We start from the raw sequence: 23683 nt of genomic DNA, 5'->3' as shown, positions 1-23683 counted from the left end.
AGCCCCGCATGCGGATACTGGAAATGGATAACGTGCAACTGCACTATGAGCTGATCGAAGGTGATCCGCACAAGCCATTACTGGTGTTTCTGCATGAGGGCCTCGGTTGCATCGGCATGTGGAAGGAGTTCCCGCAGCGGCTATGTGCAGCCACCGGTTGCGCGGGACTGGCCTACGAGCGCCAGGGCTACGGCAGGTCTTCGCCGCAGGCTGTACCGCGCAGCATCCATTACCTGCACCAGTTTGCGCTGGCAGAACTGCCGGCAGTGCTTGAGCGCCTGGCGCCGGGCCGCGAACATGTCGTGGTGGGACATTCGGACGGCGGCAGTATAGCGCTGATCTATGCGGCCGGACGGCCGCAGGGCCTGCGCGGCGTGGTCAGTATTGCCGCACACGTCTTTGTGGAAGACATTACCATCGAGGGCATCCGGGCGGTGCTGGCCGCCCACACTAAAGGCAAGATGCGCGCCCTGGGGCGCTATCACGGTGACAAGGCGGAGCAGGTGTTCTCTTCCTGGGCCGATACCTGGCTGGCGCCCTGGTTCAGGCAGTGGAATATCGAATACCTGCTGCCAGCGATCGCCTGTCCCTTGCTGGCGATGCAGGGCAGCGAAGACCATTACGGCTCAGGCGCGCAGCTCGATACCATCGAGCGGGGCGCGCCTGGCGCGCGGCAGTTGCTGCTGCCCGCCTGCGGCCATAGCCCGCACATCGAACAGCCGGAGGCGGCGTTGCAGGCCATGGCTGCGTTCGTCAATCCTCTGGCAGGGTAGGCGAAGGCTTTTGCGGCTTTGCGTGCTTCAGCATTGCTGCAAGCAAGGTCACATCTTCATCACCTTCCGGCGCTGCTGCAGCGGCTTGCGGCCTGTGCGGGGCCCCGGCCGCCCTGGCGGGGCGCGGACGTACCGCTTTCATCTCCGTGGACTTCGAGGCCGCCATCGCCGCCCCGGTGGTCGTTATGGTGGCCGTTGCCTTGGACGGTGTGGCGGCAGGCGCGCTTTGCGGTGCCACAGCGGTGACGATTTCCGCTGCCCGGGACGGAGCGTCTTCGCCTGGCGTGCTGCCAGATGCGGGCATCGCCGGAAGCACGGCGCCCGGCGACGCTCCCGTTAGCCGTCCGGGTGTGGGCTGGTCCCCCTCATTTTGCAGCCACACCCACGCGGCGGCGCCAGTAGCCAGCAGCGTGGCGACTGTCGCAAGCCGGGCGTGTCGCAGCCGGTTCCAACGGGCCCACTGGCGAGCTGGCGCCGGCACGCTGCCGCCATTGGCCAGCCGCGCCAGGATGCGATGCCGGTCATCCCGCAGCGAGGGTCCTGCAAACAAATCGTGCCGCATAAGTCCTCCCAAAGCTTGATTTCGCTCGACCCGTCCGATTGCGGGGCGGCATAGGATTCAAGTGTCGCGTGCTGTATGCGCTTTGGTATTGATGGATCGCACCATGTTGCTATTTATCGTCGCGGGCATCTTCGTGTCGGCGATCGCGGCCGGCTGGCTGTTGCTATTTCCCCCAAAGCGCGGGCCCAACCCGCGCCGGCGGCGCATGCTGTTGACTGGCGCCGGGAGTGCGCTGCTGGCCGGTGCTCCGCCGCTTCTGGTGCACTGGCTGCGCCCGCGGCAGATGGTACCGGCCTTCGAAGAAAGCGGCCATCCCATTGATCCGCAGATCGCGGCCTTGCTGCAAGGTGAACAGCTGGTGCCGCCACCGCCGTTGCCGCCGCTGGCCTTCGCCGCTGCGGAGGTCGAATTGCTGCGGCCCATGCTGGCGCAGGCAGACCGCGACTGGCAGCAGCTGGATAAGGATTTCGCACGGCGCCTACTGGTGGTGTTCAATGTGATGCGCGACCGGCACGGCTATGAGATGGTTTTGCTGGAAGGCTACCGTAGCCCGGAACGGCAGGAAAGGCTGGCCGCGGCGGGCAGCCATGTCAGCAATGCACGCGCCTTCCAGAGTTTCCACCAGTTCGGGCTGGCCGCCGACTGCGCCTTTGTCCGCGACGGGCGGCTGGTCATCAGCGAACGCGATCCCTGGGCCATGCGCGGCTACCGGCTGTATGGCGAAGCTGCCGAAGCTGTCGGCATGGTATGGGGCGGACGCTGGGCCATGATGGACTTTGGCCATACCGAATTGCGCACACGCGAGGCCAGGGCTTGAGGCGGCTCAAGAGGCGCCGCGCCGCTTGGTGGCAACATCGGCCAACCTGCCTCCCATTTCCGGTCCATCATGTTGCAACGAACCTGGTACCTGCTCACCGACAGGCGCACACTGAACATACTGGCCTTCGCTTGCCTGGCCGGGCTGTTCTTGCTGGGCGCCGGACTTCTGCAACTTGCGCTGGTGTGGGCGCTGGCCGGCATTGCGGCGGTCGCGCTGCTGGCACTGGCTGTGTGGGGCGCGCGGCGCTACCTCGCGCGCCGGCATGAAGCCGGCCCGGCGGAGCCGGCCGAAACGCGCGCCGCAGCCGACCTGGCTGCAGTTCGCAACGCAATGCAGGAGGCGGTCGGCACGATCAGGAATTCGCGCCTGGGCCGCGCAACCGGCGCGCGCGCCTTGTATGAACTGCCGTGGTATATCGTGATCGGCAATCCTGCCGCCGGCAAGAGCAGTGCGATCACGCAGTCCGGCCTGCGCTTTCCCTTTGCCGATCCGCAGGCGGTCCAGGGTGTTGGCGGCACGCGCCAGTGCGACTGGTTCTTTACCGCGGAAGGCATCCTGCTCGACACCGCCGGGCGCTATGCGGTGCAGGCCGCGGACCGGGAGGAATGGCATGGCTTCCTGGATCTGTTGAAGAAGCACCGGCCACGGGCGCCGGTCAACGGCATCATCATCGCAGTCAGCGTCGCCGAGCTGCGCGGCGACGACACGGACTCGGTGCTGCAACTGGCACGCAGCCTGCGCCAGCGTGTGCAAGACCTGATCGAGAGGCTGGAAGTCTTCGCGCCCGTGTATGTCATGTTCACCAAGGCTGACCTGGTAGCCGGCTTTGCGGACTTTTTCATGGACGCGGAAACGGCTGAGCGCGAGCGGCCGTGGGGCGCGACCATGCCTTTCAGGCAGAAGGCGGGTTGCCGCGACATGCTGGCATTTTTTGAGCAGAGCTTTGATGAATTGTGCGAAGGATTGGGCGAGATGGGGATCGCCATCATGGCGCAGCGCCGCCGCGAGCTGGTGCCGGCCGGCGTGCATACCTTTCCGCTGGAATTCGCGGCCTTGCGCGCCCCGCTGAAAGCCTTCCTCGCCACACTGTTCGAAGACAATCCCTTCCAGTTCCGCCCCTTGTTCAGGGGCTATTACTTCACCAGCGCACTGCAGGAAGGGCAGCCGCTGTGTGCACAGTCGCTGCGCGTTGCGCGGCGCTTCGGCCTGGCGCTGCCGGCCGATGCCGCTCCCCGCACGGGAAGCCAGGCGGGATACTTCCTGCAGCGGCTTTTCCGCGAAGTGATCTTCGCCGACAAGGACCTCGTTTCCCAGTATGCAACCCGCAGGCAGCGGCTGCTGCGCAACGGCGGCTTTGCCGGGGCGATCGTGCTGTTGGGGGCGGCTCTGGGTGCATGGACCTGGTCGTATTCGGGCAACGCACAGCTGGTCGCCAATGCGGCGGCGGACCTGGATAAGGCGGTCAAGCTGCAGGCGCAGCGGCCGGACCTGCAATCGCGCCTGGAAGCGCTGCAGCTGCTGCAAGACCGCATTGAGCAACTGGATAAACTGGATCGCGAGTCGCCCTGGCTGCTGGGCATGGGGCTGTACCAGGGAGACACGCTGGGCCGCAAGCTGCGCAGCGAGTATTTCAGGGGCATGGGCGAGATCCTGCTCAAACCTGTTGCGGCCAGCCTGGAATCACAATTGTTCGCTGTTGGGCAGCGCGAGGCGGGCAATGTCGAGGATTCGTACAACGCTCTGAAAACCTACCTGATGCTGGCCGATAAATCGCATGCCGAGACCGCCCACCTGGGCGACCAGCTCACGCGCCACTGGCGCAATTGGCTGGAGGCTAATCGCGGCGCCATGCCGCGCGAACAGCTGTTGCGCAGTGCGGAAGGCTTGTTGGCGTTCTACCTGTCGCAGCTGAACGATCCGGACTGGCCGCGCATCGATCCCAAGCTGGCGATGGTCGATGCTGCGCGCGAACAGCTGCGGCAGGTTGTGCGCGGAATGACGGCGCGCGAGCGCGTTTATGCCGAGATCAAGGCGCGTGCCGGTACACGCTATCCGTCAATGACGGTAGCGCGCATTGTCGGCGAACCGGATCGGGAGCTGGTGCAGGGCAGTCATGCCGTATCGGGGGCTTTCACGCGGGAGGCCTGGGAGGGCTATGTCCGCAACGCGATCCGAGAGGCGGCCAACAGCGCGCTGCAGTCCAGCGACTGGGTGTTGAAAACGGCCGAGCGCACCGACCTGACGCTGGAAGGCAGTCCGGAACAGGTGCAAAAGGCGCTGACTGACAGTTATAAGACGGAGTACACAAAGGAGTGGCAAGCCTTCCTGCAAGGCGTCCTGATCGCGGAGCTGCCCGATTTCCCGCGCACGGTGGACGCCATGAATCGCCTGGGGGATCCCGCCATCTCGCCGTTGCTTAAGGTCTGGAGCACGGTAGTGGCGCAGACCGGCTGGGACAGTCCGGGCTTGACGGCGGCCAGCGTACAGCAGGCGGACCGCGGGCTGGCACAATGGTTCAGGACGCGCCTGTTCGAACGCGCCCCGGCGGCAGCGGCCGTGGCGGCCGCGCTGCCGCAGGCCGGCGCGCTGGGACGCGAGTTCGCCCCCGTGGCGGGCTTGCTGGCGGCGCGCGACAAGGATGCTTCCTTGATGCGGACTTACCTCGACCACCTTTCGCGGCTGCGGGCACGCCTGAATAGCATTCGCAACCAGGGTGATCCCGGCCCGGGTGCAAAGCAGTTGATGCAGCAAACGCTGGAGGGCAGCGGCTCCGAGCTGTCCGAGGCATTGCGCCATGTGGACGAGCAGATGATGGCGGGGCTGGGCGAGGCGCAGAAACAGGCCATCCGCCCGCTGCTGGTGCGGCCGCTGATACAGGTCTTTGCCGGGCTGGTTGCACCGGCGGAGGCTGAAATCAACAAGACATGGCAGGCACAGGTCTACCAGCCATTCACCCGCACGCTGGCGGAAAAGTTCCCGTTCGCGCCTGCGGGCAGTGCGGAAGCCAGCCAGGCCGAGATTGGCCAGGTGTTCGGACCGGAAGGGGCGATTGCCAAGTTTGTCGGCAGCTCGCTTGGCGCGCTGGTCGTGCGCCGCGGCGACGTGCTGGCGCCGCGTACCTGGGCCGACATGGGCATCGGTTTCGCGCCGCAGACGTTGCAGCGCTTTCCGGCATGGATCGCACCGCTGGCCGCCGGCGGCGTGGCGGCGCCGGCGCAGACGGTATTTCAGCTGCTGCCGCACGCCGCCAACGGCCTGCTGGAATATTCACTCGAGATCGACGGCCAGCTGCTGCGCTTTCGTAACGGCGTGCCGCAATGGACCAATATGGTCTATCCAGGGCCGCAGGGAAGCAGCGGCGTGCGCATCAGCGGTGTGGCGCCGGACGGCAAGGTGGTGGAACTGTTCAGCGAGAGCGGCCCCACGGCCCTGCGCCGCATGATCGACTCGGCGGCCCGCACGCGCAAGGAGCAGGGCGTGCACGAGCTGCGCTGGAGCAGCGCAGCCGTTGCTGTCACGGTGGACCTGCGCATTACCAGCACACCGGGCAGTGCCCAAGGCGATGGCGGCTTTCGCGGCATGCGGCTGCCCGAGACGGTGGTCGGCAAGGGAGCTGCGCCATGAGCGTCACATCGCAGCGCATCGCCTATTTTGGCAAGCTGCCAGGGTGCGGCGATTTCGTGCGCTCGCCAGGCGACCAGGTATTGGTGGAGTTGATGGATCAGTGGCTGGCTGCTGTCATGCAGCGCTTGGCTGCCAATCCGCGCTGGCGGCTGCATTACGATGCATGTCCCGCGCTGGATTTCGCCTTTGTCGGAACGCGATCGCGCCAGGTGATATGCGGGCATATGCTGGCCAGCCGGGACCTGTCGGCGCGCCGCTTCCCGTTCACCTGCATGGCCGTGCACCAGGTCCCGAAGCCGCGCGAATTCCTTCCTTGCAGCCCGCTGGCGCTGGCGCCGGCATGGGAGGGCCTGGCCATTGCCGCCGGGGCGGCGGCCGCTGCCGCCGCACGTCCGGTCGATGGCATCGCGCCAGTGCCTTTGCACGAGGCGGGCCGGGCGCGGGCCGACCTGGAAGCCTATCTGGCTGCCGCCTGCCTGGACAGCCTGGAAGAATCGCTGGCCGGGCAACAGGGCAGCGTGCCTGTGCGCCACCTGCTGCTGGCATTGGGACTGCTTCTGTCGCCGCTGCGCGACCATGTGCCGGTGACTTCGCGTAGCCTGGCCCTGCCTTTGCCGCGTGAAGGGGTATTGCGTGCGCCTGTTGCCGCTTTCTGGATGACGCTTGCCACACCGCTGCTGGCGTGCCAGGACCTGGAGATTGCCATGTTCCTTGCGCCGGTTGCCGGCCAGCCCGCACTAGTGCTTGGTCTGGATGGCGCCAACCCGGCCAGCCTTTCTGCCGTGATCGATCCAGGGGCGGCGCAGGAAGGCATGGTGGTGCTTGGCGAATGCGCCTGGGTGGAAGGCGCACTGCATGGTGATGCGCCTTTGCAGCGCCTCGCAGCTTGCCTGGAACAGGGACAGCTGGGCTTGCCCGTTGCCATACAGCTGTTCCATGAAACCTTCTGCTGACAAAGGAGCCCGCCATGCGTAGACTGGCCCTGGTATTTTGCGTGGCCTGCGCTCCGGCCGTCGCACAGCTTGCCCCGGTCGTGGTAGCGGGCACGGTGCCCGATGAAGCGACCAAGGCGGCCATCCTGCTGCGGGCACGCGCCCTGTATGGCACCGCGCGCGTGGTCGACCAGCTTGCGGTGGGCAGCGTGGTCGCGCCGCCCAACTGGAGCGCGCATATGCAGAAGCTGCTTGCCGAACCGCTGAAGCAGGTCACCCAGGGCCAACTGACGGTGGAAGGCAACAGGGTGGGAATCCGCGGCGATGTTGCGAACGAGGCGCTGCGGCAGCAGGTGGCCAGCGAGCTGGCCAACAGACTCAATCCGACTTACACCATCAGCAACGGCCTGCGCGTCAACGCACCGGCGCAGAAGGTGCTCGATACTGCGCTGGCGCGCCGCATCATCGAATTTGAAAGCGGGCAGGCGGTGCTGCGCCCTTCCGGCATGCTGATCCTGGACGAAATGGCCGCCGCGCTGGGCCAGATCGACGGGCGCAGGGTGGAGGTCATTGGACACACCGACAACACCGGCACGCGTGAAGCCAACCTGGCACTGAGTCTGGCCCGGGCCGGCGCAGTGCGCAGCTACCTGGCCGCCAAGGGCATAGCTGCTGCCGGCATCGCGGTGTCCGGTGCCGGATCGGACCAGCCGTTGGCCGACAATGCCAGCGCCGAGGGGCGTGCCCGCAACCGGCGTATCGAGTTTCGCGTCGCGGACTAGGGCAGCGTCACCGTCAGGGTGGCTGGACGCGGCGGCTGCTTGACTACGTCCTGATATGCCGCCAGCGTGGCGCTGGTCGAGTTGGCAAGCGTGTAGCGCATGGCGCCGAATGAGACCAGCGCCGCCAGGCTGAATACGCCGCCGGCGATCCACAGCGGCGCGTTGCTCTGCAGCTTGTGAGCGACGTTGTCGGGGCGTGCCGCGCGCGGGGCAAAGCCCTTCTCCTTGCCGCGCAGGTGCGCTATCTCATCGCCCAGGCGTGCGGCAAGGTAGCAAAGGCGGTCGCTTCCCTCCAGTGCATAGCGGCCCCTGAAGCCAAGCAGCAGGCACATATGGAATACCTGCAGCGCCTGCAGCCTTTCGCTGCCCCTGAGCCTCAGTTGCTCCAGCTTGTCGAAAAAGTGCTCGCCGGCCAGCTGGTCGCCGAACAGCAGCAGTTGCAAGGGCCTGCGTTCCCATGCATCGCGCAATGGAAATGTGGACGCGAGGATGGTTTCGTCCAGCGCGGCACAGAAGGCATACTTGGAACTTTCGATGTCGTCTGCTGCGATGTGCAATGCCCGCGCCCGGCTGTCAAACTCGTCCAGGAAGCTGCGGATGGCGCCGGCAAATTCCGCCTCACCCGGCGGGGCGCTGCCGTGACGCAGCAGGGAAAGCATGTGAAAGCCTTCGTGCAGCAGCTCTACCAGGTCGGGCACGCGTTGCTGTGGCGCGGCGGCGCGACGTTCGATGAAATGGTTCATGCGTTCACCACCAGAAGTTCGAGTCGCAGTTCCTTGATCCCTGCCGGCACATAGATGGCAATGGATTGTGCCTTGAGCATCTGCTCATACAGCACGCCCCGGTTCTCGAGCGCGAAGTAGCAGGTGTCGGGACGCACCGGAATGGCGGACGGCACCTGCGGCGCGTGCACCAGCTTCACGCCGGGCATGGCGGACAGCACGCACTGTTCCACGTCGTCCGGTGCGCCGGCCTTGACGCGCAGCGGCACCGCCTCCACCAGTTCCAGCACCGGTATCGCTGCGGCGATGGCAAGGTAGAGGCTAGCGCCGGCACCGATCTTGCCGGAATCGAGCTTGCCGATGTGGTAGCCGGTCTTCTCCTCGTGCAGGGCGATGGCAAAATAGCGCGCCGAAATCACAGTGTCGAGAAGTTCGCGGATCAGGGCGTCGAGCTGAAGGAAGGCCGGGCCGGGTGCCGCATGGTCGTAGCAGGGCAGGTTGCCGAGATGGACCAGGCGCGAGTACGTCATGAGGCCGCCGGCCAGGCCGAGCATGGCCTGGTACAGGCGCTCCGGATGCAGCGAAGGATGGCGCAGCAGGTGCAGCAAGGTTGCCGCCGATCCGGAAACCGTGTGCAGCAGCCAGAACGCAGATACGTCGCCTGTGCGGAATTCGATGACATTCCGGCTCGGTTCGCGCATATGTCCCTGCAAGGCGTTGGCCTTGGCCTGCAAGGCATCCATCAGCTGGTCAAGCAGGAGCTTGAGCCGCGGCGTCGCGCCGATGGAAAGAGATGGCGGCATGAACGCCGGATCGACCTCGAAGCTGCCCGACACGACGCGGCGCAGCCGCAGCAAAGGAAAGCTGTCATAGGCGCCGAGCGGTTCCAGCTCCGATACCAGGCGCACCTGCTTGCGAAGATAGGTCAGCCCGGCCGGCAGGGCATCGCTGAACAAGTCCGCAGTTTCCCGATCGGCCTGCTGGAAGCGGTCCGACTCCTGCGAGGGTAAGGCGGCGTGGTAGCAGATCTCCTGTACCTCCGCCGGCAAGGCAGTGAGATCGATTGCGGGCGGCAGCGGGTCGCTGGCCGGCGCGTCAAACAACTCGCCTTCGCGGAAGATTGCGCGCAGGGCGAGTGCGCGCAGTCTTCCGTTTGCCAGTGCTGCCGTGTCCCATTCCACCGATTGCACGCCCCACAGCATTGGCTGCGCTGCCAGCACTGTCGCATGCATGCGCGCTTCGTGATAGCGGTCCTGCTGCTGGAAGTGCTGCGGACGCAGGAACAGGCCTTCGCTCCACAGGATCTTTGCAGGTAATGTCATGCCGTCCTCCTTGTTCGAGGTATCCATTAAAGCTGGCGCCGTGCAGCCAGCGTTTGCGCGGGCGCAAACTGCCATGCGGCGATGTCGGCGGGCTTTGAGACAACGCAATGGCAGGCTCGCGTATCGATCCAATAATGGCCTTCACATTGCGGAAGGAGAGGACGATGCGCAGATCATTCACGGCAGTTCTGATTGGCGCGGCCGCGCTGGCCGGATGCGCCACCAACGCGCCCCTGCAAGGCAGCGACCGCGCCGGCGTGCAATCGCTGGATAAAATGCTGGCGGATGCCGACCGCGCGGCCGCGGCGGGCCAACACGAGAAATCGCACGCGGCACTGAAGGCTGCGGCTGCCAATTACCCATCGGAGAAGACGCCCTGGCTGCACATGGCGCAAATGCGCTTCGACCGCGGCAACTATAGCGACGCCATCGTGCAGGCACAGGAAGCGCTGCAGCGCGACCCGGCCGACAAACAAGCCCTCAGCATCATCGCAGTCAGCGGCCTTCGCCTGTCGACCCGCTCGCTGGCGGAACTGAACCAGCAGAGCAGCCTGGGCGGGTCGGTGCGCAGCGAGGCGCAGGAACTGGCGCGCACGCTGCGCAGCACGCTTGGCGAGGATGTGCTGGTTCCTGTTGCCGGAGGTGGACGGCAGCCGAAAAAGAGCGCGCCGGCGATCAAGCTGCCGGGGCCGCGCTTTGCACCCAGTCCTTCCCCCACGGCCGATCCTTTCGGCGCACTGAAATAAGGAGCCGGCAATGGCAAACCGTGACAGCGTACAGAAGCGCCTGGGCAAAGTTCGTCCGCCCCGGGTGCAGATGACTTATGACGTCGAAGTCGGCGGCGACGTGGAAAACAAGGAGCTGCCCTTTGTGGTCGGCGTTCTGGGGGACTTTGGCGGCAATCCGGCAGTGCCGCAAAAGCGCCTGAAGGAGCGCAACTTCGTCAACGTCGACAGCGACAACTTCGACCAAGTATTGGCTGGCGTGGATCCGGTGCTGCACTTCCAGGTGCCGAACCGGCTGGGCGGGGAGGGCGAGTTCGCGGTGGAACTGCGCTTCGGTTCCATGCAGGACTTCCGCCCGGAAGCGGTCGTGCGCCAGGTCGAGCCGCTTGGCAAGCTGCTGGAGGCGCGCGGCAAGCTTGCCGACCTGCGCAACAAACTGGCCGGCAACGACAGGCTGGAAGACTTGCTGACCGAGGTACTGCAGAACACTGCGAAGCTGGCGGCCATCACGCCCGGGGAGGATTGAATGAGCGCGCAAATGAAGTCCGCTGCGGCGGCGGCCTTGGAGGACGACGACCTGCTTGACCGCATCGTTGAGGAAAGCAAGGTCGCCAAATCCGGCAGCGAACACGAACGGGCGCGCGACATCATCGGCGAGCTGGCGCGGCAAGTCATGCAAGGCACCGTGCACATGTCGCACAACCTGTCGGCCACCATCGATGCCCGCGTGGCGGAGCTGGACCGCATGATTTCGGACCAGCTGAGCGCCATCATGCATGCTCCGCAATTCCAGAAGCTCGAGCAAAGCTGGACCGGGCTGCATTACCTGGTGCGCAGCACGGCCACCGGGCCGTCGCTCAGGATCCGCATGCTGAACGCCAGCAAGCGCGAGCTGGTGCGCGACTTCCGCAGTGCGCTGGACTTCGACCAGAGCACCATCTTCAAAAAAGTGTACGAAGAGGAGTTCGGCACGTTCGGCGGCTCGCCTTATGCCGCGCTGCTGGGCGACTTCGAGATCTCCCGCCAGCCGGAAGACATCTACTTCATCGAGCAGATGGCGCACCTGGCCGCCGCAGCCCATGCGCCATTCATCAGCGCCGCCTCGCCTGAGCTGTTCGGGCTGGAAAGCTACAGCGAACTTGGCAAGCCGCGCGACCTGGCCAAGGTATTCGATACCGTGGAGTATGCCAAATGGAAGGCTTTCCGCGAATCGGAAGACGCGCGCTACGTCGGCCTGACGCTGCCGCGCTTCCTGGGGCGCCTGCCATTCAACCCGGTCGACGGCACCACGGTGGAAGGCTTCAATTTCGTCGAAGAAGTGGATGGCAGGGACCACCACAAGTACCTGTGGTGCAATGCGGCCTATGCCTTTGGCGCCCGCCTGACCAGGGCGCACGAGCAGTTCGGCTGGTGCGCCGCGATTCGCGGCGTGGAGGGCGGCGGCCTGGTGGACGACCTGCCGACGCACACCTTCAAGACCGACGAAGGCGAAATAGCGCTGAAATGCCCGACCGAAGTGGCGATCACAGACCGCCGCGAAAAGGAACTCAGCGATCTTGGCTTCATCTCCCTGGTCCATTGCAAAAATACTGCATACGCCGCCTTCTTCGGCGCACAGTCGGCACAGAAGGCCGGGCGCTACAACTCCGACGGGGCCAACGCCAATGCCGTGCTGTCGTCGCAGCTGCAATACATCTTCGCCGTCTCGCGCATCGCGCATTACATGAAGGCCATGATGCGCGACAAGATCGGCAGCTTCGCCGCCGCCGCCAATGTGGAAGATTTCCTGAACCGCTGGCTGATGAAGTACGTGCTGCTGGACGATAACGCCAGCCAGGAGCAGAAAGCGCAATTCCCGCTGCGCGAGGCTTCGGTCCAGGTCAGCGAAGTGCCGGGGCGGCCTGGCGTGTTCCGCGCTGTCAGCTTCCTGCGGCCGCACTTCCAGCTCGACGAACTGACCGTTTCCCTCCGTCTCGTGGCGGAACTGCCGCAAACCAGCAACTACTGAAAAGGAGCATTGCGATGGCAATTGACGTGTACCTGCATATCGATGGCATCAAGGGGGAGTCGACCGATGACCGTCACAAGGACTGGATCGAGTGCAAATCGGTCAGTTGGTCAGTGGAACAGCCCCGTTCGGCCACGTCCTCCACCGGTGGCGGCCATACTGCCGAGCGCTGCGAGCATCGCGACGTGGTGATCACCAAGCTGGCCGACCTGGCCTCGCCGATCCTGCTGCAGACCTGCTCCGCCGGCCGCACTATTCCCAAGGCCAGGCTGGAATTCATGCGCGCCGATGCGCAGGGCGAGCGGGTCAAGTACTTCGAGATCGAACTCGATAACGTGCTGATAGGTGCGGTGTCGCCTTCGGTCAGCGAAGGCGACATCCTGACAGAAGAAGTGGGATTCAAGTTCTCGAAGGTGCGCTGGAAGTACACGCAGCAGCGCGTTTCGGGCGGCATGGGCGGCAATACGTCCGGCGGCTGGGACCTGGCAACCAACCGCATTGCATGATTTTGGAGGGAGTTGCGGCTGCGGCGCGCAAGTGCTGCAGCCGTTTTTTTCGGAGGAGCGGCATGGACGGCTACAGGCCTGGCCTGCTGGATCGCTTGCTGGGAAGTCGTCCCGGTACGCGCTTCCTGTCGCAGGAACAGTTGAAGGAAAGTGTGGCGCACGACCTGGAGGCGCTGCTCAATACCCGCACCGCGCTGCCGCAGCAGCAGTTGCAGGCGTATCCGGAATGCGCATGTTCGGTCCTGAATTTCGGGCTGGCCGATTTCGCCGGCCTGTCCCATAGCAGCAGCGAAGACCGGCTGCGCATCTGTAGCAGTATCCGGCAGGCTGTTGAGCGGCACGAACCGCGGCTATGCAATGTGCAGGTTACGCTGGCCCAGCGCACCGGTGCCGTCAACCGCATCGACATCGTCATTGCTGGCGTGTTGCGGGTGCAGGGCGTTAATGAAGCTGTCAGCTTCAGCGCCGCCTTGCAGCCATCGTCGCTGCATTATTCCATCAGGCGCGGAGCCGGCTGGCAGGCCTAGCCGATGCGCTGCTGGCCCGCCTGGCCGAGGGCTTGCCCGTCACAAAGGTCAAAGCGGGCGTGCCGCGCCAGGGCCGGTTCCGCATTGCGGCCGGATAGGAGGAAGTATGATTACGAACCTGGATTTGCTGGAACCTGTCAGCGTCGACCTGCCCTGCGGCGAAGACGTATCGTTTGATGCGTGCATGGATGCCATTGCCGCCGCTCGGCGCCATGACGATCCAACGCTGGAACAGGGCGAGTGGGCGCGGCCCTTGCATAGTGCGGACTGGCCGCTGGTCGCCACCCGCTGCGCGGAGCTTCTGCGCGCGCGCAGCAAGGATCTGCGGCTGGCTGTGTGGCTGGCGGAGGCGTGGGCGCATATGCATCGGATGCGGGGGCTGGCTGAGGGATTCCTGCTGTTGGCAGGGTTGTGCGAGCGCTTCTGGGAGCATGTACACCCTTTGCCGGAAGGCGGCGAGCACGAGCTGCGCAGCGGCAACCTCGCCTGGCTGCTTGGGCGGACGGCGGCCCTGGTGCAGGAATTTGCCTCCGAAGGCGATGCTGAAGAGCGCTTGCAGGATGCGCGGCATTGCCAGGAAGCGCTGCGGCGGCTGCAGGCCGCGGTGGACGCCCGCCTCGGGGCGGATGGCCCGGCGTTCGGGCAAGCATGGGATGCGGTGCAGCGTGCGCTGGAAGATGCGCAGCGGCTGGCGCCCAGCAGTGCGGCAAGCAGCGGGGCGGCCGCAGGCGGAATTGGCGACGTTGCCGGCGCGATCGGCGGCGGGTTACGGCAGGAGGCCTTGGGCGCAGGCGAAGGGGCGCCGGGCCGGCCCGCGCTCCCGCAAAGCCGTGAACACGCGCTGGCGCAACTGCGGCTGGTTGCTGAGTTCTTCCGGCGCACGGAACCGCATAGTCCCGTCGCCTACCTGGCGGAGAAAGCGGCCGGCTGGGGTGAACTGCCTTTGCACGAATGGCTGCGCGCGGTCGTCAAGGATCCGGCGCTGGTGGCGCAGCTGGACGAGTTGCTTGGGACTGCGCCGCCGGCCTAGTGTATGATCCGCGGCATGAACACCATGCCGCGGCGACCCAAATGCGCCACCTGCTTGCGCCCCGTTGCCACCTGCATCTGCCATTGGGCAGCGCCGATGGCGAGCGCGGTTGACGTGCTAATCCTGCAGCACCCGATGGAAGTGGAGAATGCCAAGGGCAGCGCGCGCCTGCTGCACCTTTGCCTGCCCGGCAGCCGCATCGAAGTCGGCGAGCAGTTCGACGCAACGGCGCTGCGCGCCATGCTTGGCGCAAAGGGGCGCCAGCCGGTTCTCCTGTATCCCGATACAGTTGCAGACCGCGCGCTCGGCATCGCCCCGCCGCCGCCGCTCGGCGCCACACCGGCGCCGGCAACGACACAGCTGCTTGTGCTGGACGCCACCTGGCGCAAGAGCCGTAAGATGCTGTATCTGAACCCCGCCTTGCAAGCCTTGCCGCGCCTTGCGCTGCGCGGCACGCCGCCATCCCATTATCTGATCCGCAAAGCCCACGCGCCGGATCAGCTTTCGACACTGGAAGCGGCCTGCTACGCGCTGGCGCAGCTGGAAGGCGACGACCACCGCTACGACCGCGTCATCGCGGCCTTCGACGGCTTCATCGCGCAGCAGCAGGCGCAGGCTGCGCGCGGGCGCGGCGCTAGCTGAGAAGTTTCAGGCCAGGCGGCAGCGCTTCGCCCAGCATGCGCTGTTCGCTGGCCTGGTCGAGCTGGACCACCTCGCGCACCATCGCTGGCCAGCTGGGCGGCGCGCCCGCAACCTGAAGCCGGCGTACCACCTCGCTGCGCAAGCCATCGCTGATGTCGCGCGAGCGGTCGCCAGTCATGCGCGCCAGGTGCGCTGCCGCAAAGCCGGCCGCTTCAACCTTGCGCCAATCCAGCAGCATCACCGCCTGCAGCCATTGCTCCACCGTTGCCACCGGCGCCACGTCATGCGCACTGCCGTGGAACGGGCGGCGTGCACCGACCCGGCCCAGCGCCCACAGGTAACGGGTTTGCGCGGCCGGGTTCTTCGCCTTCGGCAGCTCGCCCACCATCCAGTTGCCGATTTCTGCCTTGTAGGCCGAGGGAATGCGTTCCAGCGAAGCGCCAAGGCGCAGCATGTCTTCTTCGCTGCCGTTGACCAGCGTGACGGGGCGGCGTCCACGTTCGCTGGCGTCGGCCTGCAGGTTGAAGGCAAAATCGTCGAGCAGGCGCAGTTGCGCGGGCGGCGGCAGGCCCCCGGATACGCGGCGCCACAAGGTCCACCATTCGGCGCACACCTGGTTGTCCTTGTGGTTCTGCACGCCCGCTTCGAAAGTCGCCCACAGCTGCTCGATACGCCATTCGTCCAGCGTATGGCCAAAGCCCGGGCGCAGGCAGTAGCCGGCCAGGTTCATCCAGGCGCGTTCATGTTCGGCCGAGCGGCGGCGGCCCTTGGCGCGCTCCATCAATGCATCGAACAGGCGGCGCAAGAGCGGAGTGGCCCAGCGTTCGCGGCTGCCAAGCAGGTGTTCAAGCTGGCTGCGTAGCTGGCGTACCTCCCTGGCGTCCACTTGCTGCGCGCGGCTGCCGAAGATGCGCTCGATCTTCTCCAGCGCCTCGGGCAGGCGTGCCGGCAGGGGGGCCTCGACGGCGCTATCGGCATTGGCCGCGGCATCGGCGTCGGCGCTTGCCTCCTCGACACCGGGGCCGGGCGCATCGCCTGCACCGTGCTCGCGCAGCTGGAATTCGAGCTGCCAGCGTTGGCCATTCCCCTCGCAATGGACTTCCAGCGTGCCGACTTCGGTCAGCGCGGCAGCCAATCGCACCGTGATTTCCTTGCGTGCACTGGCGTCCTTGCTGTCGCGCAGGACGGTGGCAATGGCCGGCAGCGCGGTCAGCTCCTCGGGCGAGAGGTCGGCCACGTCGCCAGCCTGCGGCGGCACGGCATCGGCCAGCGTGGTGGCGATGTGGAAGCGCACCGGGCGCCCGAGCCGCAAGGCAAAGCTGCGCTCATCCAGGCGCACTTCATGGCCGCTTGCGCTGCCGCGCGGCAGCAGGCAAACGGCGCGGCGCGTTACGCCCGCAGCGCGGGCATTATCGAGCAGCAGCCAATAGCTGCGCGGGGAACCGCCGGCGATGGTGGGCGCCAAGCCTTGCCGGCCAAGCGCATACGCCACGCCGCCGCGTGCGACGGCGACATCGGGATCGTCATTGTGCAGCACACGTACCTGCTGGCCGCGCCATGCCGACAGCGTATCGGTCAAACGCCTGGACAGCCGGGCTGCGCGGAATACGCCGCCGTTCAACAGCAAGGTATCGGGCACCGGAAGCTTGCCGTCGTCCGGCAGTCCCAGCGCCGCGCGCGCAGCCGTTGCATGCTGGCGCAGGAAGCCGGCCAGGTGGCGCGTGACGGCCGGATCGCTGGCGTAGGGCAGCCCGAACTCGACGATGCCGCCGCGTTTTGCCTGCGCCGGCTGCTGCATTGCGTTGTGCGGGAAGAAACCGTCCAGCACAATCTGTTCGACCTCTTCGCGCCGCAGCGCGATGGAACGGCTGCCGCCAATCAGTTTCGAGCCGGAACCGAGTAAGGTCACGCTGACCTGCGCGGGCGCATCGGCGGCGAGCAGCGCCTCCTTCGCAGCGCGGCAGCGCTCCGTGAGTTGTGCCAGGCGTGCCGCCGACAGGCGCTGCGGCGCAGCCGTGCTGCCGGCGCCGCCCGTGTCGCTGGCCAGGCGTTGCTCGGCCAGGTGGGCCAGCGCCAGGTCCATATTGTCACCGCCGAGGATCAGGTGGTTGCCGACGCCGATGCGGGTCAGTTGCGGTGCGCCGCCGGACATCTCGACCTTGACCAGCGTGAAGTCGGTGGTGCCGCCGCCGACGTCGGCCACCAGCACCAGCCGCGCCTCGGCCAGCTCCTGCGCCAGCGAAGCGCGGTGCCGGTACAGCCAGTCGTACAAAGCCGCCTGCGGCTCCTCCAGCAGCCGCAGCGAAGGCAAGCCGGCCATACGGGCCGCTTCCAGCGTGAGCGCGCGTGCACCTTCATCGAAGGATGCGGGTATGGTCAGGACGACTTGCTGTTGCTCCAGCGGCGCGGATGGAAAGCGCGTACTCCAGGCCGCCCGCAAATGCGCAAGATAGCTCGCGCTGGCGGCAACCGGGGATACCCGCGCCACGTCGTCCGAAGCGCCCCATGGCAGGATCGGCGCCATGCGGTCGACGCCGGTGTGCGACAGCCAGCTCTTGGCGCTGGCCACCAGCCGGCCCGGCACCTGCCCGCCCAGCTTGCGTGCCAGGCGGCCGATGACGGCGCCAGGCGGCGCTCCGGCCACGGCCGGCTCCGGCCATGGCAGGTGCAGCTCGCCCCCGGCAAATTCGCCGGCAACGGGGTGATAACGGGAAGAGGGCAGCAGCACGGCGCTGCCAACTTCGCCCGGCGCGGTGAGCTGTTCGACTTCGAACAATTGCACGTCGCCGCCCGGCGCGGCATAAGCGAGCACCGAATTGGTGGTGCCCAGGTCGATGCTGACCAGGTACTGCGTCATTGGCCTGCGCCGCTGCCACGTACGTCGAATTCGACCTTCCAGCGCTGGCCATCCTGCGCCACTGCCAGCAGTTCCAGCGTGCCCGACTCGCTGGCGCAGGCGTGCAGGCGCACCTGCACTACTTCGCCCGCGGAGCGCCCCTCGGGCGACAGCGTGGCCTGGATTTCGTTGAGCTCAATGAGTTCCTCCGGACCCCAGAAATCGAGCACGGTGCCAACCTGGTCCTGGCGGCGCACCGAAGAGCCGAAGAAGCGGAAGTGCACCGGCTCGCCCACCACCAGGCCGAACTCCTGGCCCGGCAGTTCCACTTCACTGCCTTCTTCCATGCCAAACGGCGCCACGCATAGCGCCTGGATCGGTGGCTCCATGCCGGGAATGGCCGGCATCGACGATTCCACCGCAACATAGTAGGAACGCGCCGTGCCGCCGCGGATGCGCACGCCGGCGCCGCGCCGCACGTAGCTGTAATAGGCCGCGCCGCGGGCCACTGCCAGGTCAAGGTCGGCGCCGCCCAGCATGCGTGCCGCTTGCGCGCCCTCCATGGACAGCCAGTCGTTGACGGTTTCCATCACGCGGCTGGCCAGCAGTTCGGACTTGAACACGCCGCCATTGAACAGCACTGCGCTTGGATGCAGGAAGGTGTGCGCCGGATCGACGGCAAAGCCCTCCAGTTCCGCCGTTGCGCCGGCCTGGCGTGCCAGGAAAGCCGCCAGGTGTTTGGTGATCGCCGCATCCTGCGCGTAAGGCAGGCCAAGCTGGGTCAGGCCGGCGCGGGCACGCACGGCAGGGCGCGCGGAAGCTTCCACTTTCGGGAAGAAGCCATCGGTGATGAAGGTCGTGACTTCGTCACGCGTCAGTTCGGTGCGGATCGTGCCGCCGATCAGCTTCGAGCCGCGGCTTGGCACCACGATCGGCCAGTTGGCCGCCTGCGCGTTGGCCAGCAGGTTTTCCTTGGCCGTGCGGCAGCCGTAGGTCAGCGCGCGCATCTGCCAGGCGTCGAGCTGGGTGCCGCTGGCTGCCAGCTTGCGCGCCACCAGGTGGGCCAGCGCCAGGTCCATATTGTCGCCGCCCAGCAGGATATGGTCGCCCACGGCCACGCGGTGCGGTTCCAGCTTGCCATCGCGCTCGAGGATGGCGATCAGCGAAAAGTCGCTGGTGCCGCCGCCGACGTCCACCACCAGGATGATGTCGCCCGGTTTCACTTCCTTGCGCCAGCGGCCGTCGCTGTTCTGGATCCAGCTATACAGGGCCGATTGCGGCTCCTCCAGCAGCGTGACGTTTTCGTAGCCGGCAGCGCGCGCCGCTTCGGCAGTGAGCTCGCGCGCGGCCGGATCGAACGATGCAGGGATGGTGACCGTGACCGCCTGTTGCGAGAACGGCGCGTCAGGATGGGCATGGTCCCAGGCTGCGCGCAGGTGTTTCAGGTAGCGCGTCGACGCTTCCAGCGGCGACACGCGAGGCACTTCTTCCGGCGCGTCATGCGGCAGGATGGCGGCGCGACGGTCGACGCCGGGGTGGCACAGCCAGCTCTTGGCGCTCGCCACCAGGCGGATCGGCGTGGTGGCGCCACGGCTGCGGGCCATTTCGCCCGTCACTGCTGGCTGAGCGTCGGGAGCGGCCCAGGGCAGGGCCAGTTCGCCGGCTGCCAGTTCGTCCGGATGCGGCAGGTAGAGGAAGCTTGGCAGCAGCGGCATCTCTTCCACCGTGCCAGGTGCGCTGAGCTGGGGCACGCCCAGCACGCCGTGCCTGGTCTTCTCGCCGTCGCTGCCGGCCAGTTCAACATACGACAGCGCGCTGTGGGTGGTGCCAAGGTCGATGCCGATGGCAAAACGAGGATCGCTCACAGTTCCACCTCGGCCGGTGCCAGTACCTTGGCGTCATGCGCTTCGGCCAGTTTCGGCAGGCGCACGCTGGAGGCGCGCCAGCCGCGGTGGCTCAGGGTGCCGGTGAACGGCGCCTGGCCGACCACATTGCCGGTCAGGCGCACGGCGGACGCGTCGAAGCCTTCCGGCAGGGTCACGCGGCTGCCTTCCGCTTCGCTGCGAACGGCGTCGATGGTGAAATGTTCGCGCAGGACTTTGGAACAGCCTTCATGCACCACGCGGGCGGCGGCGCCGATATCGGCGTCGGAGTAGCCGGTGAGGTTTTCCTGCGTAAAGTCGATCAGGCGTGCTTCGCGCTGGAACAGCGACAGCAGTTGCAGTGCTGCGTCAGGCGTGGCTTCGCGCAGGGGCGCGGCGGCTGGTGCCGGGGCAGGGACGGGGGGCGGTGCCGGAGCGACCAGCGGGCCGACGCTGTCGTCACGCACGCGCGCGGCGAATTGGGCATCGCCCAGGGTCTTGAAAAAGGCGCCGAAGGCGAGGGAAATCCGGCTCCCAAAGGAGGGCAGATTGTTCGATTTACTCATGTTCTTGGTCTTTGAATGTCGGGGGATATCCCGGAGGAGTGCGCATGATACCAGCTTGGCTTGCGGCCGCGGCGCGGGCGGTTTAGAATACTGTATGAATATACAGTAATATTTCGAGGCAGCCCATGCAGGACCATGAACCAGAAGGGCAAGTGATGCTGCCGCCGCAATCGCTCAAGGCCCAAAAAGGGCGCGGCGCGGTATCAAACATGCAAGGAAGGTATGAGTTGCAGGCGCGGGAAGCGTTCGATGACGGCTGGGCGCCCGATCCGGACGATGCCGAGGCCGAACTGCGTCCGCCGCGCACCATCGTCACGGCGGAAACGGCCAAGACCATCCTCACGCGCAACCAGTCGCCCGATATCCCGTTCCGTGTCTCGCTCAATCCTTACCGCGGCTGCGAGCATGGCTGCATCTATTGTTTTGCCCGGCCGTCGCACAGCTACCTCGGCCTGTCGCCCGGGCTGGATTTCGAAACCAAACTGTTTGCCAAGGTCAATGCGGCAGAATTGCTGCGCGCCGAATTGTCCAGGCCGGGTTACCAGGTGGAATCGCTGGCACTGGGGGTGAATACCGACGCCTACCAGCCCTGCGAGCGCGAGTACCAGCTCACGCGGCGCGTGCTGCAGGTGTTGGCCGAGTGCAACCACCCGGTGGGCCTGATCACGAAGTCCTCGCTGATCGAGCGCGACATCGACATTCTGGCGCCGATGGCGGAGCGTAAGCTGGCGGCGGCATCGATCACCATCACCACGCTCGACAGCAAGATATCACGCACCCTCGAGCCGCGTGCCGCAGCGCCGGCGCGCCGCCTGCGCACGATCGAGACGCTGGCCAAGGCCGGCATTCCGGTTGGTGTCAGCATCGCGCCGATCATTCCATTCGTGACCGAGCCCGATATCGAAAAAATCATGTCCGCCGCACGCGACGCCGGGGCGGTGATGGCGACCTACGTCGTGCTGCGCCTGCCGTGGGAAGTCAGCCCGCTGTTCAAGGAATGGCTGGAAGCGCATTTCCCCGACCGCGCAGCGCGCGTCATGAACCGTGTCCGCGACATGCGCGGCGGCAAAGACTATGAAGCCGAATTCGGTTCGCGCATGCGCGGCGAAGGCGTGTGGGCCGACCTGATCCAGCAGCGCATCGAAAAAGGCATTACCCGCTTCGGCTTCCATGGCCGCCACAGCAAATTCCGCTCGCTCGACTGCACCCAGTTCAAGCGCCCCGATTACATCCCACCCTCCGGCGCCCGCGCCCGGGCCGCTGCGCAAGCGGGGCAGATGGACCTGTTCTAGGCGGCGCACGGTGAACCTGGTGCTTACCGAGGGGCGCGCGAGGCAGGCCGCTTGCCTTGGTCTTCCATGTCTTGCTGCAACAGCGCCAGATGGGATTCGATCGCATGCACGTGCTCATCATGCTGGCCCATGTCGCGCAGGGCGGCGGCCAGGCGCAGCAGGTATTCGATGTTGGGGCCGCTTGGCCCGGAAGCGGCAGCGATGTGGCGCGCGATTTCCTCCACGCTGGCTTCGCCCAGCCAGGCCGCGTTGTCGGCGGCGGCGATGTAGATCAAGCCTTCTTCCACGCCTCCGGCTGCAAAGTGGATGTCGATCGCCACCCGCAGGTAGCCGTTTTTCTCGCGATGATCGAGGTGTGCGAACTCTTCCGGCGTGACGAGATAGGCCATGCCGTGGCAGACCGCGCCCTCGGCAGGAATCAAGGTGGCCACGCGGCCCGGCGCGTCGGGCGTGCCGCGATGGTCGTGCGAGCCTTGCCAGAAACGGCGCGACCAGCCGAAGATATGCGCGGGCCGGCGCGCGATGAAGGGAAAATCCGCCTTGTAGATCAGCGAGCCATAACCGAACAGCCACACCTGGTGGTGGCCGTCGAACTTGTCCATAGCCTTGTTGGCTTCAATCGTATTGTGCGACATGCGGCAAATTATAGGGAATACTCGCCAAGCACGCTGATGAAGCGTTCCGCAGCGGGGGACGGCGTGCGCGAAGTCTTGGTATAGATAAAGAACTTGCGCTTCAGCTCAGGCTCGACCAGCGGGCGCATTTCGAGTCCATAGCGGCGCACCATCGGTTCCGCGTACGGCAGGCAGGCGGTAATGCCGAGGCCTTCCGCCACCATGGCCAGGGCGGTGGTCATGAAGGTGACCTCGTTATAGGGGGCCAGCGTGGTCATGTCGCGCAGCAGGCGCTCGGTGAACTGGCCCTGCAAGGCAATGAGGGGAAGCTGGTTAACCTCCGCCCACGCGACCTTGCGCCGTGCGGCCAGCGGGTGAGCGGGCGGAAAGACCACGACAAACGGCATCTCGAACAGCAGTTGCGCATCCACTTCGGCCGTGACGTCGCGCTCCGGCCCAATCCCCACATCCACCTCGCCGCTCACCACGCGCGCGGCCACGTTATCGACCGCGCAATCGACCAGTTGCACCTGCACGTCGGGATAGGAGGCACGGAAGGCGCCAATCACCTGCGGCAGCAAGGTACAGGCCATCATCTGCGGTGCGGCGACGCGCACGATGCCTTTTTTCAAGGCTTTGCGGCTGGCGATATCCGCCATTGCTCCATCCAGGTCCTGCAGCATCTTGTCGAATAGCGGATAGAGCTCGCGCCCCACCTCCGACAGCTGGACGCGCCGCGTATTGCGCTCAACCACTTTCACGCCCAGCAGCTGTTCCAGCTCCTTGATCTGCCCCGACAGGGCGGACTGGGTGACATGCAGCAGGTCGGCGGCCGCGGTGAAGCTGCCGGTACGGGCCACTGCGACCAGGGCGCGCATCTGGCGGATGGTTGGGCTCATCAGGAAAACTAATAAATGGACGTGAAAATATCGTTTGTATGATAGCTGAAACAAGCGTTTAATGGCGGGATAAAAAGGAGCCCTGCCATGAAAATCAAGCAAATCCACCACGTTGCCTACCGCTGCAAGGACGCCAAGGAAACCGTCGAGTGGTACGTCAAGCACCTGAACATGAATTTCGTGCTGGCCATCGCGGAGGATGAAGTGCCTTCGACCAAGGCCCCGGACCCCTATATGCACGTCTTCCTGGACGCCGGCCAGGGCAATATCCTGGCCTTCTTCGAGCTGCCGACCCAGAAAGAAATGGGGCGCGACGAAAACACCCCGGCCTGGGTGCAGCACCTGGCGCTGGAAGTGGCGTCGATGGACGAACTGCTGGCCGCCAAGGAGCGCCTGCTCGCCGCCGGCATCGAGGTGCTGGGCCCCGTCAACCACACCATCTTCAAGTCGATCTATTTCTTCGACCCGAATGGCCACCGCCTGGAACTGGCGGCCAACACCGGCACCCCGGAAATGATGCGTAAGCTGGACGATGTGAAGTGGGAAATGCTGGAAGAATGGGCTAAAACGAAAAAGGCGCCCAAGCACGCTGCATGGATGCACGCCCCACAAGAGTAAAGATTCAAAGCGAAGGAATCA

At 65.8% G+C, this 23683-nt stretch carries 22 protein-coding genes; 14 read left to right on the top strand and 8 right to left on the bottom strand.

From position 1 onward, the window contains the following. Positions 1–8: 8 nt before the first annotated feature. Positions 9–773, top strand: a complete 765-nt coding sequence (locus ACWBU6_RS21725; RefSeq protein ID WP_452645437.1) for an alpha/beta fold hydrolase — start codon at positions 9–11, stop codon at positions 771–773. Here ACWBU6_RS21725 and ACWBU6_RS21720 read toward each other — a convergent pair. Continuing rightward, entirely contained in the window at positions 754–1335 is a 582-nt protein-coding gene (locus ACWBU6_RS21720; RefSeq protein WP_452645436.1) for a hypothetical protein, read from the bottom strand. The two genes, ACWBU6_RS21725 and ACWBU6_RS21720, sit on opposite strands and share 20 nt — an antisense overlap. Before the next feature lie 103 nt (positions 1336–1438). Here ACWBU6_RS21720 and ACWBU6_RS21715 point away from each other — a divergent pair, with 103 nt between their 5' ends. The 4 genes from ACWBU6_RS21715 to ACWBU6_RS21700 all read left to right on the top strand — a co-directional run bounded on the left by ACWBU6_RS21715 (position 1439) and on the right by ACWBU6_RS21700 (position 7493). Further along, positions 1439–2152: a M15 family metallopeptidase gene (locus tag ACWBU6_RS21715; protein WP_452645435.1), complete on the top strand. Its 714-nt coding sequence runs from the start codon at positions 1439–1441 to the stop codon at positions 2150–2152. 69 nt (positions 2153–2221) lie between these two features. Then, the gene (tssM, locus tag ACWBU6_RS21710; RefSeq protein WP_452645434.1) at positions 2222–5779 is read left to right on the top strand and encodes a type VI secretion system membrane subunit TssM; all 3558 of its coding nucleotides are present in this window, start codon (positions 2222–2224) and stop codon (positions 5777–5779) included. Next, on the top strand, positions 5776–6732 hold the full coding sequence (gene tagF / locus ACWBU6_RS21705; protein WP_452645433.1) for a type VI secretion system-associated protein TagF: 957 nt from the start codon (positions 5776–5778) through the stop codon (positions 6730–6732). Before tssM ends, tagF begins: the two co-directional genes overlap by 4 nt. A 14-nt stretch (positions 6733–6746) precedes the next feature. Continuing rightward, positions 6747–7493, top strand: coding sequence for an OmpA family protein (locus ACWBU6_RS21700; protein WP_452645432.1), 747 nt, complete (start codon positions 6747–6749; stop codon positions 7491–7493). Here the strand turns inward: ACWBU6_RS21700 and icmH are convergent. Continuing rightward, a complete protein-coding gene (gene icmH, locus ACWBU6_RS21695) occupies positions 7490–8236 on the bottom strand; it encodes a type IVB secretion system protein IcmH/DotU (RefSeq protein ID WP_452645431.1) in 747 nt (248 codons plus the stop codon). The genes ACWBU6_RS21700 and icmH overlap by 4 nt on opposite strands. Continuing rightward, positions 8233–9537 (bottom strand): type VI secretion system baseplate subunit TssK, encoded by a 1305-nt coding sequence (gene tssK / locus ACWBU6_RS21690; protein ID WP_452645430.1) that lies wholly within the window; start codon positions 9535–9537, stop codon positions 8233–8235. The genes icmH and tssK overlap by 4 nt, the downstream gene beginning before the upstream one ends. 164 nt (positions 9538–9701) lie before the next feature. Here tssK and ACWBU6_RS21685 point away from each other — a divergent pair, with 164 nt between their 5' ends. From ACWBU6_RS21685 to ACWBU6_RS21655, 7 genes are all read left to right on the top strand, one after another. After that, positions 9702–10283, top strand: a complete 582-nt coding sequence (locus tag ACWBU6_RS21685; RefSeq protein WP_452645429.1) for a tetratricopeptide repeat protein — start codon at positions 9702–9704, stop codon at positions 10281–10283. 10 nt (positions 10284–10293) lie between these two features. Further along, positions 10294–10788 (top strand): type VI secretion system contractile sheath small subunit, encoded by a 495-nt coding sequence (gene tssB / locus ACWBU6_RS21680; RefSeq protein ID WP_452645428.1) that lies wholly within the window; start codon positions 10294–10296, stop codon positions 10786–10788. Next, positions 10789–12270: a type VI secretion system contractile sheath large subunit gene (gene tssC, locus ACWBU6_RS21675; protein WP_452645427.1), complete on the top strand. Its 1482-nt coding sequence runs from the start codon at positions 10789–10791 to the stop codon at positions 12268–12270. Between the two features lie 14 nt (positions 12271–12284). After that, positions 12285–12776, top strand: coding sequence for an Hcp family type VI secretion system effector (locus tag ACWBU6_RS21670; RefSeq protein WP_452645426.1), 492 nt, complete (start codon positions 12285–12287; stop codon positions 12774–12776). A gap of 62 nt (positions 12777–12838) precedes the next feature. Further along, positions 12839–13303, top strand: a complete 465-nt coding sequence (tssE, locus tag ACWBU6_RS21665) for a type VI secretion system baseplate subunit TssE (RefSeq protein WP_452645425.1) — start codon at positions 12839–12841, stop codon at positions 13301–13303. Between the two features lie 106 nt (positions 13304–13409). Beyond that, on the top strand, positions 13410–14333 hold the full coding sequence (gene tssA, locus ACWBU6_RS21660; protein ID WP_452645424.1) for a type VI secretion system protein TssA: 924 nt from the start codon (positions 13410–13412) through the stop codon (positions 14331–14333). 15 nt (positions 14334–14348) lie between these two features. Beyond that, on the top strand, positions 14349–14975 hold the full coding sequence (locus ACWBU6_RS21655; protein WP_452645423.1) for a tRNA-uridine aminocarboxypropyltransferase: 627 nt from the start codon (positions 14349–14351) through the stop codon (positions 14973–14975). Here the strand turns inward: ACWBU6_RS21655 and ACWBU6_RS21650 are convergent. Genes ACWBU6_RS21650 through ACWBU6_RS21640 form a run of 3 tightly spaced genes read right to left on the bottom strand, consistent with a single transcriptional unit; the run spans position 14968 to position 20239 of the window. Beyond that, the gene (locus ACWBU6_RS21650; protein WP_452645422.1) at positions 14968–17832 is read right to left on the bottom strand and encodes an Hsp70 family protein; all 2865 of its coding nucleotides are present in this window, start codon (positions 17830–17832) and stop codon (positions 14968–14970) included. The genes ACWBU6_RS21655 and ACWBU6_RS21650 overlap by 8 nt on opposite strands. Further along, the gene (locus ACWBU6_RS21645) at positions 17829–19676 is read right to left on the bottom strand and encodes an Hsp70 family protein (RefSeq protein ID WP_452645421.1); all 1848 of its coding nucleotides are present in this window, start codon (positions 19674–19676) and stop codon (positions 17829–17831) included. The genes ACWBU6_RS21650 and ACWBU6_RS21645 overlap by 4 nt, the downstream gene beginning before the upstream one ends. Beyond that, the gene (locus tag ACWBU6_RS21640) at positions 19673–20239 is read right to left on the bottom strand and encodes a DUF2760 domain-containing protein (RefSeq protein ID WP_452645420.1); all 567 of its coding nucleotides are present in this window, start codon (positions 20237–20239) and stop codon (positions 19673–19675) included. Before ACWBU6_RS21640 ends, ACWBU6_RS21645 begins: the two co-directional genes overlap by 4 nt. A gap of 125 nt (positions 20240–20364) precedes the next feature. Here ACWBU6_RS21640 and ACWBU6_RS21635 point away from each other — a divergent pair, with 125 nt between their 5' ends. Continuing rightward, entirely contained in the window at positions 20365–21531 is a 1167-nt protein-coding gene (locus ACWBU6_RS21635) for a PA0069 family radical SAM protein (protein WP_452645419.1), read from the top strand. 23 nt (positions 21532–21554) lie between these two features. Here the strand turns inward: ACWBU6_RS21635 and ACWBU6_RS21630 are convergent, their stop codons facing one another. Both ACWBU6_RS21630 and ACWBU6_RS21625 read right to left on the bottom strand, forming a co-directional pair. Beyond that, the gene (locus ACWBU6_RS21630; RefSeq protein ID WP_452645418.1) at positions 21555–22166 is read right to left on the bottom strand and encodes a gamma-glutamylcyclotransferase; all 612 of its coding nucleotides are present in this window, start codon (positions 22164–22166) and stop codon (positions 21555–21557) included. 8 nt (positions 22167–22174) lie between these two features. Then, a complete protein-coding gene (locus tag ACWBU6_RS21625) occupies positions 22175–23044 on the bottom strand; it encodes a LysR family transcriptional regulator (RefSeq protein ID WP_452645417.1) in 870 nt (289 codons plus the stop codon). An 87-nt stretch (positions 23045–23131) separates the two neighbouring features. On the opposite strand from ACWBU6_RS21625, the gene ACWBU6_RS21620 reads away from it, so the two are divergent. Continuing rightward, entirely contained in the window at positions 23132–23662 is a 531-nt protein-coding gene (locus tag ACWBU6_RS21620; RefSeq protein ID WP_452645416.1) for a VOC family protein, read from the top strand. Positions 23663–23683: the final 21 nt, after the last annotated feature.

Source organism: Pseudoduganella sp. HUAS MS19 (assembly GCF_053615455.1).
The sequence above is the reverse complement of the archived record's forward strand: the minus strand, read 5'-3'. Positions and strand labels throughout refer to the sequence as shown.